Genomic DNA, 15,962 nt, shown 5'->3' with positions numbered 1-15,962 from the left:
TCTTTGACGCGGGCGGGGCCGGCGTGGGGGAGAACGCTGTCGGCACCGTTGGGCGTGAACCGGTGGCGGAACCGCACGGGGTGGGCGACCCTGAGGGGGACCACCCCCGGGAGGTATCCGTGTCCCAGCGCGCCCGCCGGGCGGCCGTCGCCCTGCTCCTGGCCTGTGGCCTGCTCCTGACCGGCACGGCCTGCGGCGGCGGCAAGACCGCGAAGAGCGGGACGCAGGGCGGCGAGCCCAGTCCCACCGCCACCGGCTCGGCGGAACGCCAGAAGTTCGCCAAGACCCGCTTCGTCACCAACGCGGGACTGGCCGCCGGCGCCACCTACCAGTGGATCGTCAAGCCCTTCCGGAACGGCGCCTTCAAGAAGGGCGCCGACGGCCGCACCGGCTCGCTGGTCAAGGCGGGCCTGGCCGGTACGTTCGCGTACAACCGGCTCAAGGCCGCCGTCAACAACGCCAAGGGCGACCCGACGCTCAGCAAGGCCCTGGCCCCGGTGACCGCCGGCATCGAGTCCCTCAAGGGGCTGGGGACCAAGCTCCGCAAGGGCGAGGCCGGGGACGCCGACATCAACGACTTCGACAAGGTCGTCACGAGCGTCAAGGACGCGGGCAGGAGCGCGGGCGCCCCGGTCACCGACAAGGTGCCGTCGTTCTCCGACGTCCAGAAGGGCGGAGGGAGCTGACGCCCGAACGGGCCCCCGCGCCCTGTGCGTTGTCATACCCCCGCCCTAAAGTGGCGTCATGACCCTTCTGAGCCATGACCGTTACTGTTCGGAGATCCTCGCCCAGACCGACCGGACGCGTGCCGTCCTGCGCGGCGTCCCCGTCGATACCGCTGTGCCCACATGCCCCGACTGGACCGTCGCCCAACTGGCGCGGCACCTCGGCCACGCCCACCGCTGGGCGGCGGGGCTGGTGCGTGACCGGATCGTCGACTTCACCCCGGACCCGTCCCTCGATTCCACCGCCGGGGCCGAGAATCTGGACGCCGCCGGGCTCGACGCGTGGCTGGCCGAGGGGGCCGAGGAAGTGGTCGCGGCGCTGCGGGAGGCGGGGCCCGACGTTCCGGTGTGGACGTTCGGGCGGGAGCGGACGTCGGGCTTCTGGGCTCGCCGGATGACGCACGAGACGGCGATGCACCGCGCCGACGCCGCCTCCGCCGCCGGTGCCCCGTTCACGATCGAGCAGGACGTCGCCGCGGACACCATCGACGAGTGGCTGGACATCATTACGTCGCCGCTCGCGATGGCCTGGAAGCCGCAGCTCAAGGAGCTGCTGGGGGACGGGCGCACCCTGCACCTCCACGCCACGGACACCCCGCCGGAGCTGAACGCCGAGTGGTTCATCGACGCCAGTGGCGAGAGCGTCGAGTGGCGCCGGGCGCACGAGAAGGCGGCCGTGGCCGTCCGGGGCCCGCTGACGGAGCTCCTGCGCGTGTTCTACCGGCGGCTCCCGGCCGACACCGGCCTGGTGGAGGTCATAGGCGACCGCGCGGTGCTGGAGCACTGGCTGGAGCGGGCCTCCTTCTGATGAGGGCCCGCCGATGAAGGTGAGGTCACGGCCGCGGCGGCCCGCCGTGTCCGCCCTGCTGGCGCTCCTGGCCGCCACCGCGTGCGTCGGCGGTGGCGGCCACGGCCCCCGCCCCGGCGCGGCCGGCGTGGGCGACCCCCTCTTCCCCCGCCTCGGCAACGGCGGCTACCACGTCCGCCACTACGGACTCACCCTCGACTACGACCCCGGCACCCGCCGCCTCGCGGCCACCGCCGTCATCAGCGCCCGCGCCACCCAGGACCTCTCCTCCTTCAACCTCGACCTCAAGGGCCTGACCGTCCGCGCCGCCCGCGTCGACGGAAAACCGGCCCGGACGCGCCGCGCCGGCGCCGAGCTGACGGTGCGCCCGGCCGCGCCGCTGCGGAAGGACGCCGCCTTCGAGACGGTCGTCGAGTACGGCGGCCGGCCGGAGGAGATCACCGACGCGGACGGCTCGACCGAGGGCTGGGTCTCCTCGGCGTCGGTCGACGGCGCGGTCGGCCTCGGCGAGCCGGCGGGCTCGACGGCCTGGTTCCCCGGCAACCACCACCCCTCCGACAAGGCCGCCTACGACATCGCCGTCACCGTCCCCGACGGCTACACCGCCGTCGCCAACGGCGAGCTCGCCCGGACGGAGCACAGGCCCGGCGGCCGGACCGCCTTCGTCTGGCACAGCGGGGAGCCCCTGGCGAGCTATCTGGCGACCGTCGCCGTCGGCCGGTTCACCGTGACGACCGGCAGGACGCCGCACGGGCTGCCGTACTACATCGCCGCCGCCCCCGAGGAGGCCGCGGCCGTGCCGGACATGGTGAAGCTGCTGCCCGAGGTCGTCGAGTGGGAGAGCGGGCTGTTCGGCCCGTACCCGTTCTCCTCGACGGGCGGGGTCGTCGACCACAACGCCCGGGTCGGCTACGCCCTGGAGACCCAGCCCAAGCCGTACTACCAGAGCGCCCCCGGCGCCACCACGATCGTCCACGAGCTGGCCCACCAGTGGTTCGGCAACGCGGTCACCCCGAGCACCTGGCGGGACGTCTGGCTCAACGAGGGCTTCGCCACCTACGCCGAATGGCTGTGGGAGGAGAAACGCGGCGGCCGTACGACGCGGGAGATCTTCACCGACTACTACGACGGCGAGGACCCGAACAGCAAGGGCCCCGGGGGCACGACCATCTGGGACTTCCCGCCCGACTCGCCCACCCCGCGCGACCTCACCGACCCGCCCGTCTACGGCCGGGGCGCGATGGCGCTCCAGAAGCTCCGGGAGGCGGTCGGCGACCGCGAGTTCTTCGGCATCCTCCGCGCCTGGGTCCAGGAGCACCGCTACGGGAACGCCGACACGAAGGCGTTCGTCCGGCTCTGCGAGAGCCGGACAGGGAGGGATCTGGGCGGTCTCTTCGACACCTGGCTCCACAAGAAGGGCAAACCCGCGCTCAGCGGATAGGCCGCCGGGCTCCGGGCGCCGGGCTCTGGCACGCCGGGCTCAGGAGTTCAGCTCGAATTCAGCTCGGCGAGGAGGGTGAGGGTGTCCGGGTCCCGGGTCGTCACCAGGAGGTCGGTGACCGGGCCCGCACGCCACAGCGCCAGCCGCTCGGCGATGCGCTCGCGCGGGCCGACCAGCGAGATCTCGTCGGCGAAGGCGTCGGGCACGGCCCCGACCGCCTCCTCCCGCCGCCCGGCGAGGAACAGCCGCTGGATCCGGCGCGCCTCCTCCGCGTACCCCATCCGGCCCATCAGGGCGGCGTGGAAGTTGCGGGTGGCGTGGCCCATGCCGCCGATGTAGAAGGCGAGCATGGCCTTCACCGGCCGCAGCCCCTCCGCGAGCTCCCCCGCCGGGCAGACGCGCACCTGCGCCATGGGGGCGACGAGGAAGCCCTTGGGTGCCTCGGCGAGGGCCTCGGCGTGGAGCCCGGTCCGGGTCGGCGACCAGTACAGGGGGAGCCAGCCGTCCGCGACGCGCGTGGTCTGGGCGATGTTGCGCGGGCCCTCGGCGCCCAGCAGGACCGGCAGGTCCGGGCGGAGGGGATGGGTGACGGACCGCAGCGGCTTGCCGAGCCCCGTCGCGCCGGGTCCCGGGTAGGGGAGGGGGTGGTAGCGCCCGTCGAGGGTCACCGGCGCGTCGCGGCGCAGCACCTGCCGGACGACCTCCACGTATTCACGGGTCGCGGTCAGCGGGCTGTCCGGGAACGGGCGCCCGTACCAGCCCTCCACCACCTGCGGCCCCGACAGCCCCAGGCCGAGCAGCAGCCGGCCGCCGGAGAGGTGGTCGAGGGTCAGGGCGTGCATCGCGGTGGCGGCGGGGGAGCGGGCGGCCATCTGGGCGACGGCGGTGCCGAGCCGGATGCGGCGGGTGTGGGCGGCGATCCACGTCAGCGGGGTGAAGGCGTCGGAGCCCCAGGACTCGGCGGTCCAGACGGAGTGGTAGCCGAGCCGCTCGGCGTGCCGGGCGAGCTCCACGTGCCGGGGGTCGGGGCGGCGGCCCCAGTAGCCGAGGGCGAGACCGAGCCGCATCGCGGACCTCCTCTGACGCACCGTCAGGCGAAGGACTTTAGGCCCGCTGAGCCTTGGTCACAAGGGGCGACAAGGCCGGAACGCGCGACGGCCCGCCGGGTGGAACCCGGCGGGCCGTACCTACGAACTCAAGGACCGGGAAATCAGCCGCGCTGAATGCCCGTCGTGTCCTGCAGCAGGCCGCGACGGCCGTCCTGCGTCTGGGCGACGATCGCGGGACCGCGCTGGTCGACCGCGAGGTACCAGGTGCCCGGCGCGAGCTCGCCGACCTGGTTCGAGGAGCCGTCCTCCGCGAACAGCGGCCGGTTCACCGGCACCGCGAACCAGAACGGGGCGAAGTCCGCGGCGGGCGCGCCCGGCTGACCGGCGGCGGGCTGCGCGGCGGCCGGCTGGGCCTGCTGCTGCGGCTGGGCCTGCGCCGGCTGAGCCTGCTGGGCCTGCTGCGGCTGGGCGGCCGGGCCGCCGAACGGCATGGTGGCCTGCGCGCCGTACGGGGACGGAGCCCCCGGCTGCGGAGCGCCGGCCGCCGGGCCCGGGTAGCCGTAGCCCGCGTGCGGCGGCTGAGCGCCGTACGGGGCGGGGGCCGCGGCCTGCGGCGCGGGCATCAGCGGGGCCTTGAGGGCGGGCGTGCGCGGCGTCAGCACCGCGACGGCCGCGAGCACGAGGTTGGCGATCAGCCCCAGGATCTGGCCGACACCGGGCGAGATCTGCTCCACGTCCGGGCCACCGAAGATCGTCCACAGCGAGGACCAGGCCGCGAACACGGCGAACGCCGTGCCCCACTGGTCGAGGCTGAGCCCGACGAGCTTGCGCCCCTCCGGCTGGAACCGGGCGGCGACGATCAGAGCGGCGGCGATGATTCCGGCGAGGAAGATCGACGGCAGTACGGGGAAGAGTTCAGGCTTCCAGCCGATCGGCTCCTTGGGGCAGCCGACCGTCGCCTGCCCGCAGTCGTACGAACGGAAGCTGAGGAACGAGGCGATGAACAGCAACACCGCTGCTCCGATCACCCCGCCGTCGCCTCGAGTGAGGGAGCGGATGTTCACCTAAAATCCTTTGTCAGTACTGTCAGTAATCGTCGCTGCGGGGGTGGCGGCCACCCATCGTAAGGGGAACCTATCGCCTGGACGGCCAGGGCGTCCTCTTCGTATCACCCTCGTGACACGGCCGTGGCCTGCCTGTTCGGGGGCCCGCGCTCCGGTCCTCCTTACCCGTGCAAGAAGTCCGTAATGCCGTCCGCGATCCCCTGCGCCGCCTTTTCGCGCCAGTTCCCGTCGGTGAGCAGAGCGGCGTCCTGCGCGTCGCGCATATTGCCGCACTCGATGAACACCTTGGGAATCGTCGACAGATTGAGACCGCCCAGATCCCCCCGGGTGTCGAGCCCGGTGCCGTGCCCGATGTAATTGGACGGCGCGCTGCCGGTCACCTTCACGAAGTTCCCCGCGACGCGCGCCCCCAGCTCCTTCGACGGCTCCACGATCGGGGCGGTGTCGGCCGCGCCGCCGCGCACCCGCGCGGGCAGGATCACATGGAAGCCGCGCTGGCCGGGCTCCGCGCCGTCCGCGTGGATGGACACGGCGGCGTCGCCGTGCGCCTTGTTGCCGATATCGGCGCGCTCGGTGACGCACGGCCCGTACGGCCGGTCGCCGTCGTGCGTCAGCACGACCTTGGCGCCCCGCGACTGGAGGATCGCGCGCAGCCGGTGCGCGACGTCGAGGCTGAAGGACGCTTCCGCGTAGCCGGAGTTGGTCTCGGTGCCGGTGGTGTCGCACTCCTTGTGGCCGGTGCCGATGTCGACCTGACGGTTGATCTCGGCGGAGTGCTCGGCGTTGTGGATGTTGTGGCCGGGGTCGACCACGACGACCTTGCCCCGCAGCGGACCGTCACCGGCGGGGGCGGGCTCGGGCGCCGAGCCTTTCGGCCCGTCGGAGGCCGGCTCGCTCTTGGCGGGCTGCGGCGCGGAGCTCGCGGGCGACGGGGACTGCGACGGTGAGGACGGCGGGGACTGCGAGCCCGGCGAGGACGACGAAGCGGCGGCCACGGGCTTCTTCCCGTCGTCACCGCCGCCCATCCCGACCGCACCACCGCCGCACCCGGCCAGCCCGGCCGCCAGGAGCACCACTGCCGGCCCGGCGACGAGGCGCCGGGCTATGGGGGAAACGCTGCCGTGGGACACGCGGGCGATGCTAGCGCCGCCGCTCAGTTTCCGAGACCCGTACGCCGCAGTACGCGCAGCGAGCGCGTCACGGAGACCTCGGTGAACGCGTCGGACGCGAGCGCCCGGAGATACACGCGGTACGGGGCCTGACCGCCGTCGGCGGGGTCGGGGAACACGTCGTGGATGACGAGCAGGCCGCCGGGCGCGACGTGCGGCGCCCAGCCCTCGTAGTCGGCGCCCGCGTGCTCGTCGGTGTGCCCGCCGTCGATGAAGACCAGGCCGAGCGGCGCCTGCCACACCTTCGCCACCTGGGGCGACCGCCCGACGACGGCGATGACGTGGTCCTCCAGGCCCGCCTTGTAGAGCGTCCTGCGGAACGTCGGCAGCGTGTCCATCCGGCCCACGCCCGGGTCGTCGTCCACGACGGACGGGTCGTGGTACTCCCAGCCGGGCTGCTGCTCCTCGCTGCCGCGGTGGTGGTCGACGGTCACCGCGACGGTGCCGCCTTCGCGGGCCGCGTCGGCGAGGAGGATCGTCGAACGGCCGCAGTACGTGCCCACTTCCAGCAGCGGCAACCCGAGCCGCCCCGCGTCCCGCGCGGCGGCGTACAGGGCGAGGCCCTCGTCCACCGGCATGAATCCCTTCGCGGCCTCGAAGGTGGCGAGTATGTCGGGCGTGGGTGCCATTGCGTGTCCGTCCCCGTTCTGAGTGTGCGGTGCAGGTTGCTGCTGGGGGCTATTTTCCCCGACCCCGCCCCTTCCCGTTTCCTGGGGCTCCGCCCCAGGCCCCGCGCCTCAAACGCCGGCGGGGCTGGATTGCGCCCGGACGGGCTGAATCAGCCCGTCCGGCGTTTGAGGACCGGGGGTCCGGGGGCGGAGCCCCGGGAAACGGTGAAAGGGCGGGACCGGGGCCTACAACCACCCGTTCTGACGGGCCGCGCGAACGGCCTCCATCCGGTTCCGCGTCTGCGTCTTCCCGATCGCCGCCGACAAATAATTCCGCACCGTCGCCGGCGAAAGGTGCACCTTCGCCGCGATGTCGGCGACCGTCGCCCCGTCCACCGCCGCCGTCAGCACGTCGCGTTCCCGCTGCGTCAGCGGATTCGGCCCCGCACTGAGCGCCGCCGCCGCCAGCGCCGGATCGATGACCCGCTCGCCCGCCAGCACCCGGCGGATCGCCGCCGCCAGGTCCTCGACCGGGCCGTCCTTGACCAGGAACCCCGACGCCCCCGCCTCCATCGCCCGCCGCAGATAGCCGGGACGGCCGAACGTGGTCAGTATCAGCACCCGGCACTCCGGGAGCCGGGTGCGGAGGTCGGCGGCGGCGTCGAGGCCGCTGCGGCCGGGGAGTTCGATGTCCAGCAGCGCGATGTCGGGGCGGGCCTCAAGGGCCTTGGGGACGATGTCGTCGCCGTTGCCGACCTGGGCGACGATCTCGAGGTCGTCCTCCAGCCCGAGCAGCAGCGCCAGCGCGCCCCGCATCATCCCCTGGTCCTCCGCCAGAAGCACCCTTGTCAGCTCGCTGCTCACGCGGCCCGCTCCTCTCCGTCGCTCTCGAGCCCGTCGTTCTCGTCCACCGGAAGCTCCGCCACCAGGCGGAACCCACGCTTCCCATCGGGGCCCGACGTCAGGGAGCCGCCACCGGCGGCCAGCCGCTCGGCCAGGCCCTTCAGACCGTTGCCGCCCGATCCGGGCACCCCGCCCGGCTCCGACCCTACGCCGTGCCCGTCGTCGCTGATCTCCAGATGAACCCGGTCCTCCGCCCCCCGGACCTCGATCACGCACCGCTGCGCCCTGCTGTGCCGGACGACGTTGGTGACCCCCTCCCGGACGACCCAGCCCAGCAGCGCCGCCGTCTGCGACGGCAGTGGCGGGCCCGACTGGCGGATGTCGGCCGTGATGCCGGACGCGTCGAGCACCGAACGGGCGCGGTCGAGCTCCGTGGTGAGGCTGCCCTCGCGGTAGCCGGTCACGGCCTCGCGGATCTCGGTGAGGGCCTGCCGGCCCACGGCCTCGATGTCGGCGGCCTGGCCCAGCGCGGCCTCCAGGTTCCGGGGGGCGAGCCGGCGCACGGCCTCCGCCTTGACCACGATCACGGACATGGTGTGGCCGAGCAGATCGTGGAGATCGCGGGAGAAACGCAGCCGCTCGCGCTCCACGGCCGAGCGGGCCAGCTCCTCGCGGGTCTCGCGGAGTTCGGCGACGGTCTCGAAGAGCCGCAGCACCGACGCCGTCACCATGCCGGACATGACGGAGCCGTAGCCCGTGATCATCGCGTTCTCGGCGCCGCTGTGCCAGCCGGCGATCACCCCCGCCGACCCCGCGATGCCCAGCACCGCGAAGGCCAGCGCCCGGTCGCCGCGCAGCACGATGCCCGCGGCCAGAGACAGTACGGGGAAGCACATCAGCCATTCGCCGCCGTACCCCAGCGACAGCGCGTAGGCGGTCACGGCCACGCCCAGGAGCAGCAGCCGGGGCGTCCGGGTGCCCAGCCGCGCCCGGTCCAGGCCGAGCACCACCGCCGCCGTGTAGAGGACGGCGAACACGGCGACGCCCAGGCCGCCCAGCCAGGGATGCGGGAACGCCCCCTTGGCGAGGTCCTGCACATCACCGGAAATCATCAACAGCCAGGGCAGGAACGCGAACTTGCCCGGCGGTTTGTGCCGCTCCATGTCGTCTTCGAGCGGGGCCCCCGTGGTCTTTCTCATGACCGGAATCCTAAGGAAGGGGTTAACGGAGGGTCAGGTCCGGATGTCCACGGTCGGCCATGACATTTGTCGCTCCCGTGTCGCCCGGTGTCTTCCGGCGTCAACGGGAATCGGCTATACATGAGGGCCCGTTGAGTAGAACGCGTTCTAGTCATCGGCCCTACGCATTCCGGACGGCGAAGGAGCGCACACCTCCATGCCCATCGACCCGGTCAAGGCGACCACCGCCGCACCCCGGACCGCCTCGCTCGCCTGGGACCACAAGGACGTCCTGCTCTACCACCTCGGCATCGGCGCGGGCTCGCACCAGGGCGGGCGGAGCCTCGCCACCGACCCCGGCGAACTGCGCTACACCCTGGAGAGCCGGCTCCACGTCCTCCCGAGCTTCGCGACGGTCGCCGGCGGCGGCCGCGCCGTGGCCGGCGCCCTGACCATGCCCGGCATCGACATCGACCTCGCCGCCGTCCTCCACGGCGGGCAGACCGTCACCCTCCACCGCCCCCTGCCCATCCGCGCCACCGGCGTCACCCAGACCTCGCGCGTCGCCGCCGTTTACGACAAGGGCAAGGCGGCCGTCATCGTGCTCCGCTCGGACACCGAGGACGACGACGGGCCCCTGTGGACCGGCGTCAGCGAGATCTTCGTCAAGGGCGAGGGCGGCTTCGGCGGCGAACGCGGCACCACCGAGCGCCTCCCCGCCCCGGACACCGAGCCCGGCCTCACCGTCGACCGGCACGTCCGCGAGGACCAGGCCCTCCTCTACCGCCTCTCCGGCGACTGGAACCCCCTCCACGCCGACCCCGAGTTCGCCCGGCTCGCCGGTTTCGACAAGCCGATCCTCCACGGCCTGTGCTCCTACGGCATCGTCCTCAAGGCCGTCGTGGACACCGTGCTCAGCGGCGACGTCGCCCGGGTGCGCTCCTACGTCACCCGCTTCGCCGGCGTCGTCTACCCCGGCGAGACCCTGCGCGTACGGATCTGGCGCGACACGCCGGGACCCGGCCGCGTCCAGGTCACGGCCGGGGTCGTCGAGCGCGACGACGCGCCCGTGCTGACCGACACGCTCGTCGAATACGCATGACCGTGTGACAGATACCGCACCCGTGAAGGGAGCACCGCCATGCGCGCCGCCGTACAGCACAAGACCGGGCAGGACACCCTCGACGTCCTCGACGGCGTCCAGACCGTGGGGTTCGGCCCCGGCAAGGTCAGAATCCGCGTCCGGGCCGCCGGACTGTGCCACTCCGACCTCTCCGCGATGTCCGGGGTCCTGCCCCAGCGCGCCCCCCTCGTCCCCGGCCACGAGGGCGCGGGCGACGTCGTGGAAGTGGGGGAGGGCGTCACCCACGTCCGGCCGGGCGACCGCGTCCTGATCTGCTGGCTGCCCCCCTGCGGCGACTGCGCCTCCTGCGCCCGCGGCCAGACCCACCTCTGCCTCGCGGGCCTCGCGGGCGCCGCCGCCCCCAACTTCCGGCACCGCTCCGAGGACCTCTACGGCTTCGCCGGCACCGGCACCTTCGCCGAGGAGGTCGTCGTCGGCGCGGGCTGCGCCGTGCCCATCCCCGACGACGTGCCCTACGAGATCGCCGCCCTCCTCGGCTGCGGCGTCACCACCGGGCTCGGCGCGGTGCTCAACACCGCCAAGGTGGAGCCCGGCGCGTCCGTCGCCGTCATCGGCTGCGGCGGCGTCGGCATCTCCGCCATCCAGGGCGCGAAGGTCTGCGGCGCGGCCCGGATCGTGGCCGTCGACCCGGTGGCCTCCCGCCGCGAGGCGGCCCTGCGCTTCGGCGCCACCGAGGCCGTCGCCCCCGAGGGCCTGACCGACGCCTCCTCACGCGTCACCTCCGGCGAGGGTTTCGACTACGTCTTCGAGGTCGTCGGCACCTCCGCCACCGCCCGCACCGCCTACGAGGCCACCCGGCGCGGCGGCACCCTCTGCGTCGTCGGCGCGGGCGCCCTCGACGACCACTTCCGGCTCAGCATGTTCGAGCTGTTCTTCGACGAGAAGCGGATCCTGCCCTCTTTGTACGGCGGCGGTGACGTCCGCCGCTCCTACGACCGCGCGATCGCCCTGTGGCGGGCGGGCCGCGTCGACCTGGAGGGCCTGATCACCCACCGCGTGCCGCTCGCCCGCGTCAACGACGCCATCGAGCAGATGCGCACGGGCGAGGCGCTGCGGACGTGGGTGATGCTGTGATGCCGCCGCGCCCGCTGCTCGGCAGGACGGCGATCGTCACCGGCGCCGGGCGCGGCCTCGGCCGGGCCGAGGCCCTGGAGCTGGCCCGGCACGGCGCGCGTGTCGTCGTCAACGACTACGGCCGCCCGGGCCGCGACGACACCGGGGCGCCGTCCGCCGCCCCCGCCGAGTCCGTCGTCGCGGAGATCCGCGCGGCGGGCGGCGAGGCCGTCGCCCACACCGGTGACGTCTCCGACTTCGACCAGGCCCGCGCACTCGTGGAGCTGGCCGTCGGCACGTACGGCTCGCTGGACGTCCTGGTCAACAACGCGGGCATCCTGCGGGACCGGATGGTCTTCTCGATGACGGAGGACGAATGGGACGCGGTCGTCCGCGTCCACCTCAAGGGCCACTTCAACACGATCCGCTTCGCCGCCGCGCACTGGCGCGACCGCTCCAAGGCGACGGGCGGCGCCCCGGTCCACGGTCGGATCGTCACCACCTCCTCCGAGGCCTTCCTGGCCGGCTCGCCCGGCCAGCCGAACTACGCGGCGGCCAAGGGCGGCATCGTCGGCCTGACCCTCTCGACGGCGTCGGCCCTGCGGAAGTACGGCGTCACCGCGAACGCGATCTGCCCGCGAGCGCGGACCCGGATGACGGAGGACGTCTTCGCCTCGGCCCCGGCCGCCGGGGCCGGTGGCGTCGACCCCCTCGCCCCGGAGCACGTGGCTCCGCTGGTCGCGTACCTGGCGTCACCGCCTGCGGCGGGCATCACGGGGCAGGTCTTCGTGGTCCACGGGGGAATGGTGGCGGTGATGGAGCGCCCGAGGGTGGCGGCCCGCTTCGGCACGAAGGGGGACGTCTTCACGATCGAGGAGCTGGACGGGTTGCTCACGCCGTTCTATGCGGGGCGCGACGCGGGCGAGGGCTTCGCGGCGGTGCTCCCCTGACCCACCCCCTCCGGCGGGGGTTCTAGGGGGCGGCAGCCCCCTAGGAAACGGTGAAAGGGCGGGACCGGGGCGCAGCAAAACGGCCGCCACCACGGCACCCGCGAGCGCGGGGCCGGGCGACGGCCGTACGGCCAATCGGTGAAACCGACGTCAGTCGGCCTCGCGCCGGTGCTTGCCATGCGCGGCACCAGCAACCGCGCTGTCGTCCGGCGACGCCGGACCACGGTGCCTGCCGGCACCAGTGCCGGCGCCGGCGGCTGCGGCCCGGGCGGCGGACGCGTCGAACGGGCGCGCCTCGGTCGTGTCGGTTCGGGCATCGGGCATGAGGAAAAGTCACTCCGTCGGATGGGGAAGCGTACGCATCGGGGGCCACGGCACCGCCTCACACGGCGTAACTCGTCGTAACACCACGTCAGACGCAACCGCCAACACGCCACCCAGCCACGGTCGTTGGAAAGACCGGCTACGGCCGCGCGACCCCCACCCGAAGTTTAACGGGGCCTTGATCAACGGGCCACCCGTCCCCTACGGTGTGTCCGCCTTGTGCCCCGTTACGGAGTACGCGCGCAGGGGGGCGCCTGCTGGAGCGGCGCCTGCTGCAACGGCGCCTGCTGCAGCGGCACGGGCCGCGGCGGCCGCGGCACCGGCACCGCGGTCATGGCCGACGCCGCCGACGGGTCGGAAAGCTCGTCGACGAGCTCATCGACCTCCTCCGGCATCGGCACCGGCACCAGCCCGCACGGCACCCGCGCCAGCCCGCACGGCACGCTCGCCGTCACGAACGGCAGCCGCAGCTCCCCGCTCGCCGTCCACAACCCGGCCCCGGCGAGCCAGCCGGTCGGGCCGGGGAAGCGGCGCAGCCGTTTGGCGGCCGCGCTCCACACGCCGACCCAGTCGCCGCCCGCCCCCTGGTCGACGCGGAACGCCACCGCGCAGTCCTCGGGGGCCAGGCCCTGGCCGGGCCGGGCGGCGAAGGGGGTGAGCTCGGCGTCGGCCGGCAGCAGGCATTCGGGGAAGCGCACGGGCCGGGCCGAGCCGAGCACGCCCCAGCCCAGCCGGTCGACGCCGGGCGCGTCGGAGCGGACGAGGAGCAGGCCGCTGTCGGGCTCGGCGAGGAGCAGGCGGTCGTTGCTCTTCTCGGTGATCTGGAGCAGCGGGCTGGTCTCGCCGCCCCGGCCGAGGTCGACGACGACGGCCTTGGTCAGGCCGTCCAGCTCGCGGTCCAGGGCGAGCAGCCGTCCGGAGCGGTCGAGCCAGGCGCCGCCCTCGCACCGTCCGGGCACGGTGGAGAGCAGCTCCGGGCCGCCGCTGCCGCCGCCGTGCACCCGCCAGAGGGTGGTCTGCGTCTCGCCGTGGACGAGCGCGTAGGCCGACCTGCCGTCGGGCGCGGGGGGCAGCAGGCACAGGTAGGGGCACTCGATGGCGCCGAGCGGCAGTTCGCCGGTGCCGGGCCCGGCGGGGTAGAGGAGCGACAGCGCGTACCGCTCGGCGACGCGGCGGCGGATGAGGACCCGGCCGTCGCTGAGCGGGAGCAGCTGGCTGTCGGGCTCCTCGGGCTGGGTGCCGGGCAGGGAGACCGCGTAGGGCTCGGGGCCGTCGAGGGTCCAGCGCTCGGGGAACCAGCCGTCGGTGCCGCGGCCGAGGGCGAGCCAGGCCGCGTACGAACCGTCCACCGTAACGGTGAACGCCGGGCGTCTCGGTTCCTCCGGCGGCGCGCTCCGCGGAAGGCTCTGCGGAGTGCTCTGGGGGCCGTGGGGAGCACAGACCGTCATGGGAAACGTCACCTCCGGCACAGAACGTAGTTATCCGGATTCCTGTGGAGCGTCACGACCCCGGGTGCTTCACCTGTATGGGTGGTTAGTTGTCCGGTTCGCCGGAGAAAAGGGGGTGGGTGTGCTTCCTGGAGGGCATGTGATTAAGGTAAGGCGATCCTAAGTACCTAGCCGGGAGGCCCCATGTCCCTCCGCCGCCGCGGCACCACGACCGCCGCCGCAGCCCTGTCCATAGCCGCCGCCCTCGCGCTCACCGCCTGCGGCGGCTCCTCCGGCGGCTCCTCGGAATCGGGCAAGGACGGTGGCGCCGGTTCGAAGGCGGTGTCCGAGAAGGGCAAGGACTTCGGCAAGGCCGCCGAGCAGACCGCGAAGATGGGCACGGACGCCGCCCCCGGCCAGTTCCCGCGCACGATCACCCACGCCCTGGGGAAGACGGAGCTCAAGCAGCGCCCCCAGCGCGTCGTCGTCCTCGACGTCGGCGAGCTCGACAACGTCGTCTCGCTCGGCCTCAAGCCCGTCGGCTGGGCCCCCAGCGAGGGCAGCAAGGGCATCCCCGACTACCTCAAGAAGGACGTCGGCGACCCCAAGAGCGTCGGCACCATCAACAACCTCAACCTCGAGGCGATCAACGAGCTCAAGCCCGACCTGATCCTCGGCAGCAAGCTCCGCGCCGAGAAGCACTACAAGGACCTCTCGAAGATCGCCCCCACCGTGTTCTCCGTCCGCCCGGGCTTCACCTGGAAGGAGAACTACCTCCTCAACGCCGCCGCCCTCGACAGGACCGTCGAGGCCAAGAAGCAGCTGGCGGACTACGAGGCCAAGGCGAAGAAGCTCGGCGCCGACCTCGGCGACAAGAAGCCGACGATCACCATGCTGCGCTACCTCCCGCAGTTCACCCGTCTGTACGCGCAGCAGTCGTTCATCGGCACGATCCTCAAGGACGCCGGCCTGCCCCGGCCCAAGAACCAGCAGGCCGACAAGCTCGCCGTGGAGATCAGCCCCGAGAACATCGACCAGGCCGACGCCGACTGGATCTTCACCGGCGTCTACGGCGACCCCGACAAGACCAAGCGCGACACAGCCGAGGACAACCCGCTCTGGAAGAGCCTCAAGGCGGTCAAGGACGGTCAGGCGAAGAACGTCCCCGACGAGACCTGGTACCTCGGCCTCGGTGTCACGGCGGCCAACAGCGTCCTCGACGATCTCCGCGGCTTCCTCGTGAAGAACTAGGCGAAGAAGTAGATGAAGGAGTGACCGGGGGCGAGAGCCACCCGCGTCAGCGAAGGCCGGGCACGGAGGAAGGTAGCCTTTCCTCCGTGCCCGTACTGTCTGAAGTCATCTCCGCCCTCGAAGCCCTCTGGCCCCCGGAGCGAGCCGAGCAGTGGGACGCCGTCGGTACGGTCTGCGGCGACCCCGACGCCGAGATCACCCGGGTCCTGTTCGCCGTCGACCCCGTCCAGGAAGTCGTCGACGAGGCCGTGGAGCTCGGCGCCGACCTGATCGTCGCCCACCACCCGCTCTATCTGCGCGGTACGACGACGGTCTCGGCCGGCACCTTCAAGGGCCGCGCCGTGCACACCCTGATCAAGAACGACATCGCGCTGCACGTCGCGCACACCAACGCCGACCGCGCCGACCCCGGCGTCTCCGACGCCCTCGCCGGCGCCCTCGACCTGCGCGTTGTCGCCCCCCTCGTGCCCGACCCGAGCGACCCCGACGGCCGCCGGGGCCTCGGCCGGATCTGCGAGCTCGACCCGCCGCTGACCCTGGCCGCCTTCGCCGAGCGCGCCGCCAAGCGGCTGCCCGCCACCGCCCAGGGCATCCGCGCCGCCGGCGACCCCGAGCAGCTCATCCGCACGGTCGCCGTCTGCGGCGGCTCCGGCGACTCCCTCTTCGAGGACGTACGGGCCGCCCGCGTCGACGCCTACGTCACCGCCGACCTGCGCCACCACCCGGCGTCCGACGCCCGGGCCGAGAGCCCGCTGGCACTCGTGGACGCCGCCCACTGGGCCACCGAATGGCCCTGGACCGAGCAGGCCGCCGCCCAGCTCGACGAGATCTCCGACCGCCACGGCTGGGGCCTGCGCACCCATGTCTCCCGTACGGTCACCGACCCCTGGACCGCCCACGCGGCGTCGTCCTCCCATCACCAGTAATC

General features: G+C 73.2%; 15 protein-coding genes. 8 read left to right on the top strand and 7 right to left on the bottom strand.

Going from position 1 to position 15,962, the window contains the following annotated elements; translation table 11 throughout:
* The first annotated feature begins 119 nt into the window (after window positions 1–119).
* From EKH77_RS09195 to EKH77_RS09185, 3 genes are read left to right on the top strand one after another with little or no spacing between them, the layout of a single operon-like run.
* The gene (locus tag EKH77_RS09195) at window positions 120–686 is read left to right on the top strand and encodes a hypothetical protein (RefSeq protein WP_126913917.1); all 567 of its coding nucleotides are present in this window, start codon (window positions 120–122) and stop codon (window positions 684–686) included.
* A 58-nt stretch (window positions 687–744) separates the two neighbouring features.
* Window positions 745–1,533 (top strand): maleylpyruvate isomerase family mycothiol-dependent enzyme, encoded by a 789-nt coding sequence (locus EKH77_RS09190; RefSeq protein ID WP_126913916.1) that lies wholly within the window; start codon window positions 745–747, stop codon window positions 1,531–1,533.
* Window positions 1,534–1,546: 13 nt separating this feature from the next.
* Window positions 1,547–2,974, top strand: a complete 1,428-nt coding sequence (locus EKH77_RS09185; RefSeq protein ID WP_126913915.1) for a M1 family metallopeptidase — start codon at window positions 1,547–1,549, stop codon at window positions 2,972–2,974.
* A 47-nt stretch (window positions 2,975–3,021) separates the two neighbouring features.
* Here EKH77_RS09185 and EKH77_RS09180 read toward each other — a convergent pair whose 3' ends face one another.
* The 6 genes from EKH77_RS09180 to EKH77_RS09155 all read right to left on the bottom strand — a co-directional run bounded on the left by EKH77_RS09180 (window position 3,022) and on the right by EKH77_RS09155 (window position 8,906).
* On the bottom strand, window positions 3,022–4,041 hold the full coding sequence (locus EKH77_RS09180; RefSeq protein ID WP_126913914.1) for an LLM class F420-dependent oxidoreductase: 1,020 nt from the start codon (window positions 4,039–4,041) through the stop codon (window positions 3,022–3,024).
* A gap of 143 nt (window positions 4,042–4,184) precedes the next feature.
* Window positions 4,185–5,087 (bottom strand): DUF5336 domain-containing protein, encoded by a 903-nt coding sequence (locus EKH77_RS09175; protein WP_126913913.1) that lies wholly within the window; start codon window positions 5,085–5,087, stop codon window positions 4,185–4,187.
* 161 nt (window positions 5,088–5,248) lie between these two features.
* Window positions 5,249–6,217 (bottom strand): N-acetylmuramoyl-L-alanine amidase, encoded by a 969-nt coding sequence (locus EKH77_RS09170; RefSeq protein ID WP_240667290.1) that lies wholly within the window; start codon window positions 6,215–6,217, stop codon window positions 5,249–5,251.
* A 23-nt stretch (window positions 6,218–6,240) separates the two neighbouring features.
* Window positions 6,241–6,885, bottom strand: a complete 645-nt coding sequence (locus tag EKH77_RS09165; protein ID WP_126913912.1) for a class I SAM-dependent methyltransferase — start codon at window positions 6,883–6,885, stop codon at window positions 6,241–6,243.
* 225 nt (window positions 6,886–7,110) lie between these two features.
* A complete protein-coding gene (locus tag EKH77_RS09160; RefSeq protein ID WP_126917974.1) occupies window positions 7,111–7,716 on the bottom strand; it encodes a response regulator transcription factor in 606 nt (201 codons plus the stop codon).
* An 8-nt stretch (window positions 7,717–7,724) separates the two neighbouring features.
* Window positions 7,725–8,906, bottom strand: coding sequence for a sensor histidine kinase (locus tag EKH77_RS09155; RefSeq protein WP_126913911.1), 1,182 nt, complete (start codon window positions 8,904–8,906; stop codon window positions 7,725–7,727).
* A gap of 196 nt (window positions 8,907–9,102) precedes the next feature.
* On the opposite strand from EKH77_RS09155, the gene EKH77_RS09150 reads away from it, so the two are divergent.
* From EKH77_RS09150 to EKH77_RS09140, 3 genes are read left to right on the top strand one after another with little or no spacing between them, the layout of a single operon-like run.
* Window positions 9,103–9,987 (top strand): MaoC/PaaZ C-terminal domain-containing protein, encoded by an 885-nt coding sequence (locus tag EKH77_RS09150; protein WP_126913910.1) that lies wholly within the window; start codon window positions 9,103–9,105, stop codon window positions 9,985–9,987.
* 39 nt (window positions 9,988–10,026) lie between these two features.
* Entirely contained in the window at window positions 10,027–11,103 is a 1,077-nt protein-coding gene (locus tag EKH77_RS09145) for a Zn-dependent alcohol dehydrogenase (protein WP_126913909.1), read from the top strand.
* Window positions 11,103–12,032: a 3-oxoacyl-ACP reductase gene (locus EKH77_RS09140; RefSeq protein ID WP_126917973.1), complete on the top strand. Its 930-nt coding sequence runs from the start codon at window positions 11,103–11,105 to the stop codon at window positions 12,030–12,032. The genes EKH77_RS09145 and EKH77_RS09140 overlap by 1 nt, the downstream gene beginning before the upstream one ends.
* 551 nt (window positions 12,033–12,583) lie before the next feature.
* On the opposite strand, the gene EKH77_RS09135 is transcribed toward EKH77_RS09140, so the two are convergent.
* Entirely contained in the window at window positions 12,584–13,705 is a 1,122-nt protein-coding gene (locus tag EKH77_RS09135; protein ID WP_240667289.1) for a hypothetical protein, read from the bottom strand.
* Window positions 13,706–13,987: 282 nt separating this feature from the next.
* On the opposite strand from EKH77_RS09135, the gene EKH77_RS09130 reads away from it, so the two are divergent.
* On the top strand, window positions 13,988–15,034 hold the full coding sequence (locus EKH77_RS09130) for an ABC transporter substrate-binding protein (RefSeq protein ID WP_126913908.1): 1,047 nt from the start codon (window positions 13,988–13,990) through the stop codon (window positions 15,032–15,034).
* An 86-nt stretch (window positions 15,035–15,120) separates the two neighbouring features.
* Window positions 15,121–15,960: a Nif3-like dinuclear metal center hexameric protein gene (locus tag EKH77_RS09125; protein WP_126917971.1), complete on the top strand. Its 840-nt coding sequence runs from the start codon at window positions 15,121–15,123 to the stop codon at window positions 15,958–15,960.
* The last annotated feature ends 2 nt before the right edge of the window (window positions 15,961–15,962 follow it).

The sequence above is a fragment of the Streptomyces luteoverticillatus genome, assembly GCF_003970715.1.
In the GTDB taxonomy this organism is placed as follows: domain Bacteria; phylum Actinomycetota; class Actinomycetes; order Streptomycetales; family Streptomycetaceae; genus Streptomyces; species Streptomyces abikoensis.
This window is presented reverse-complemented; position numbering and strand designations above follow the sequence as displayed.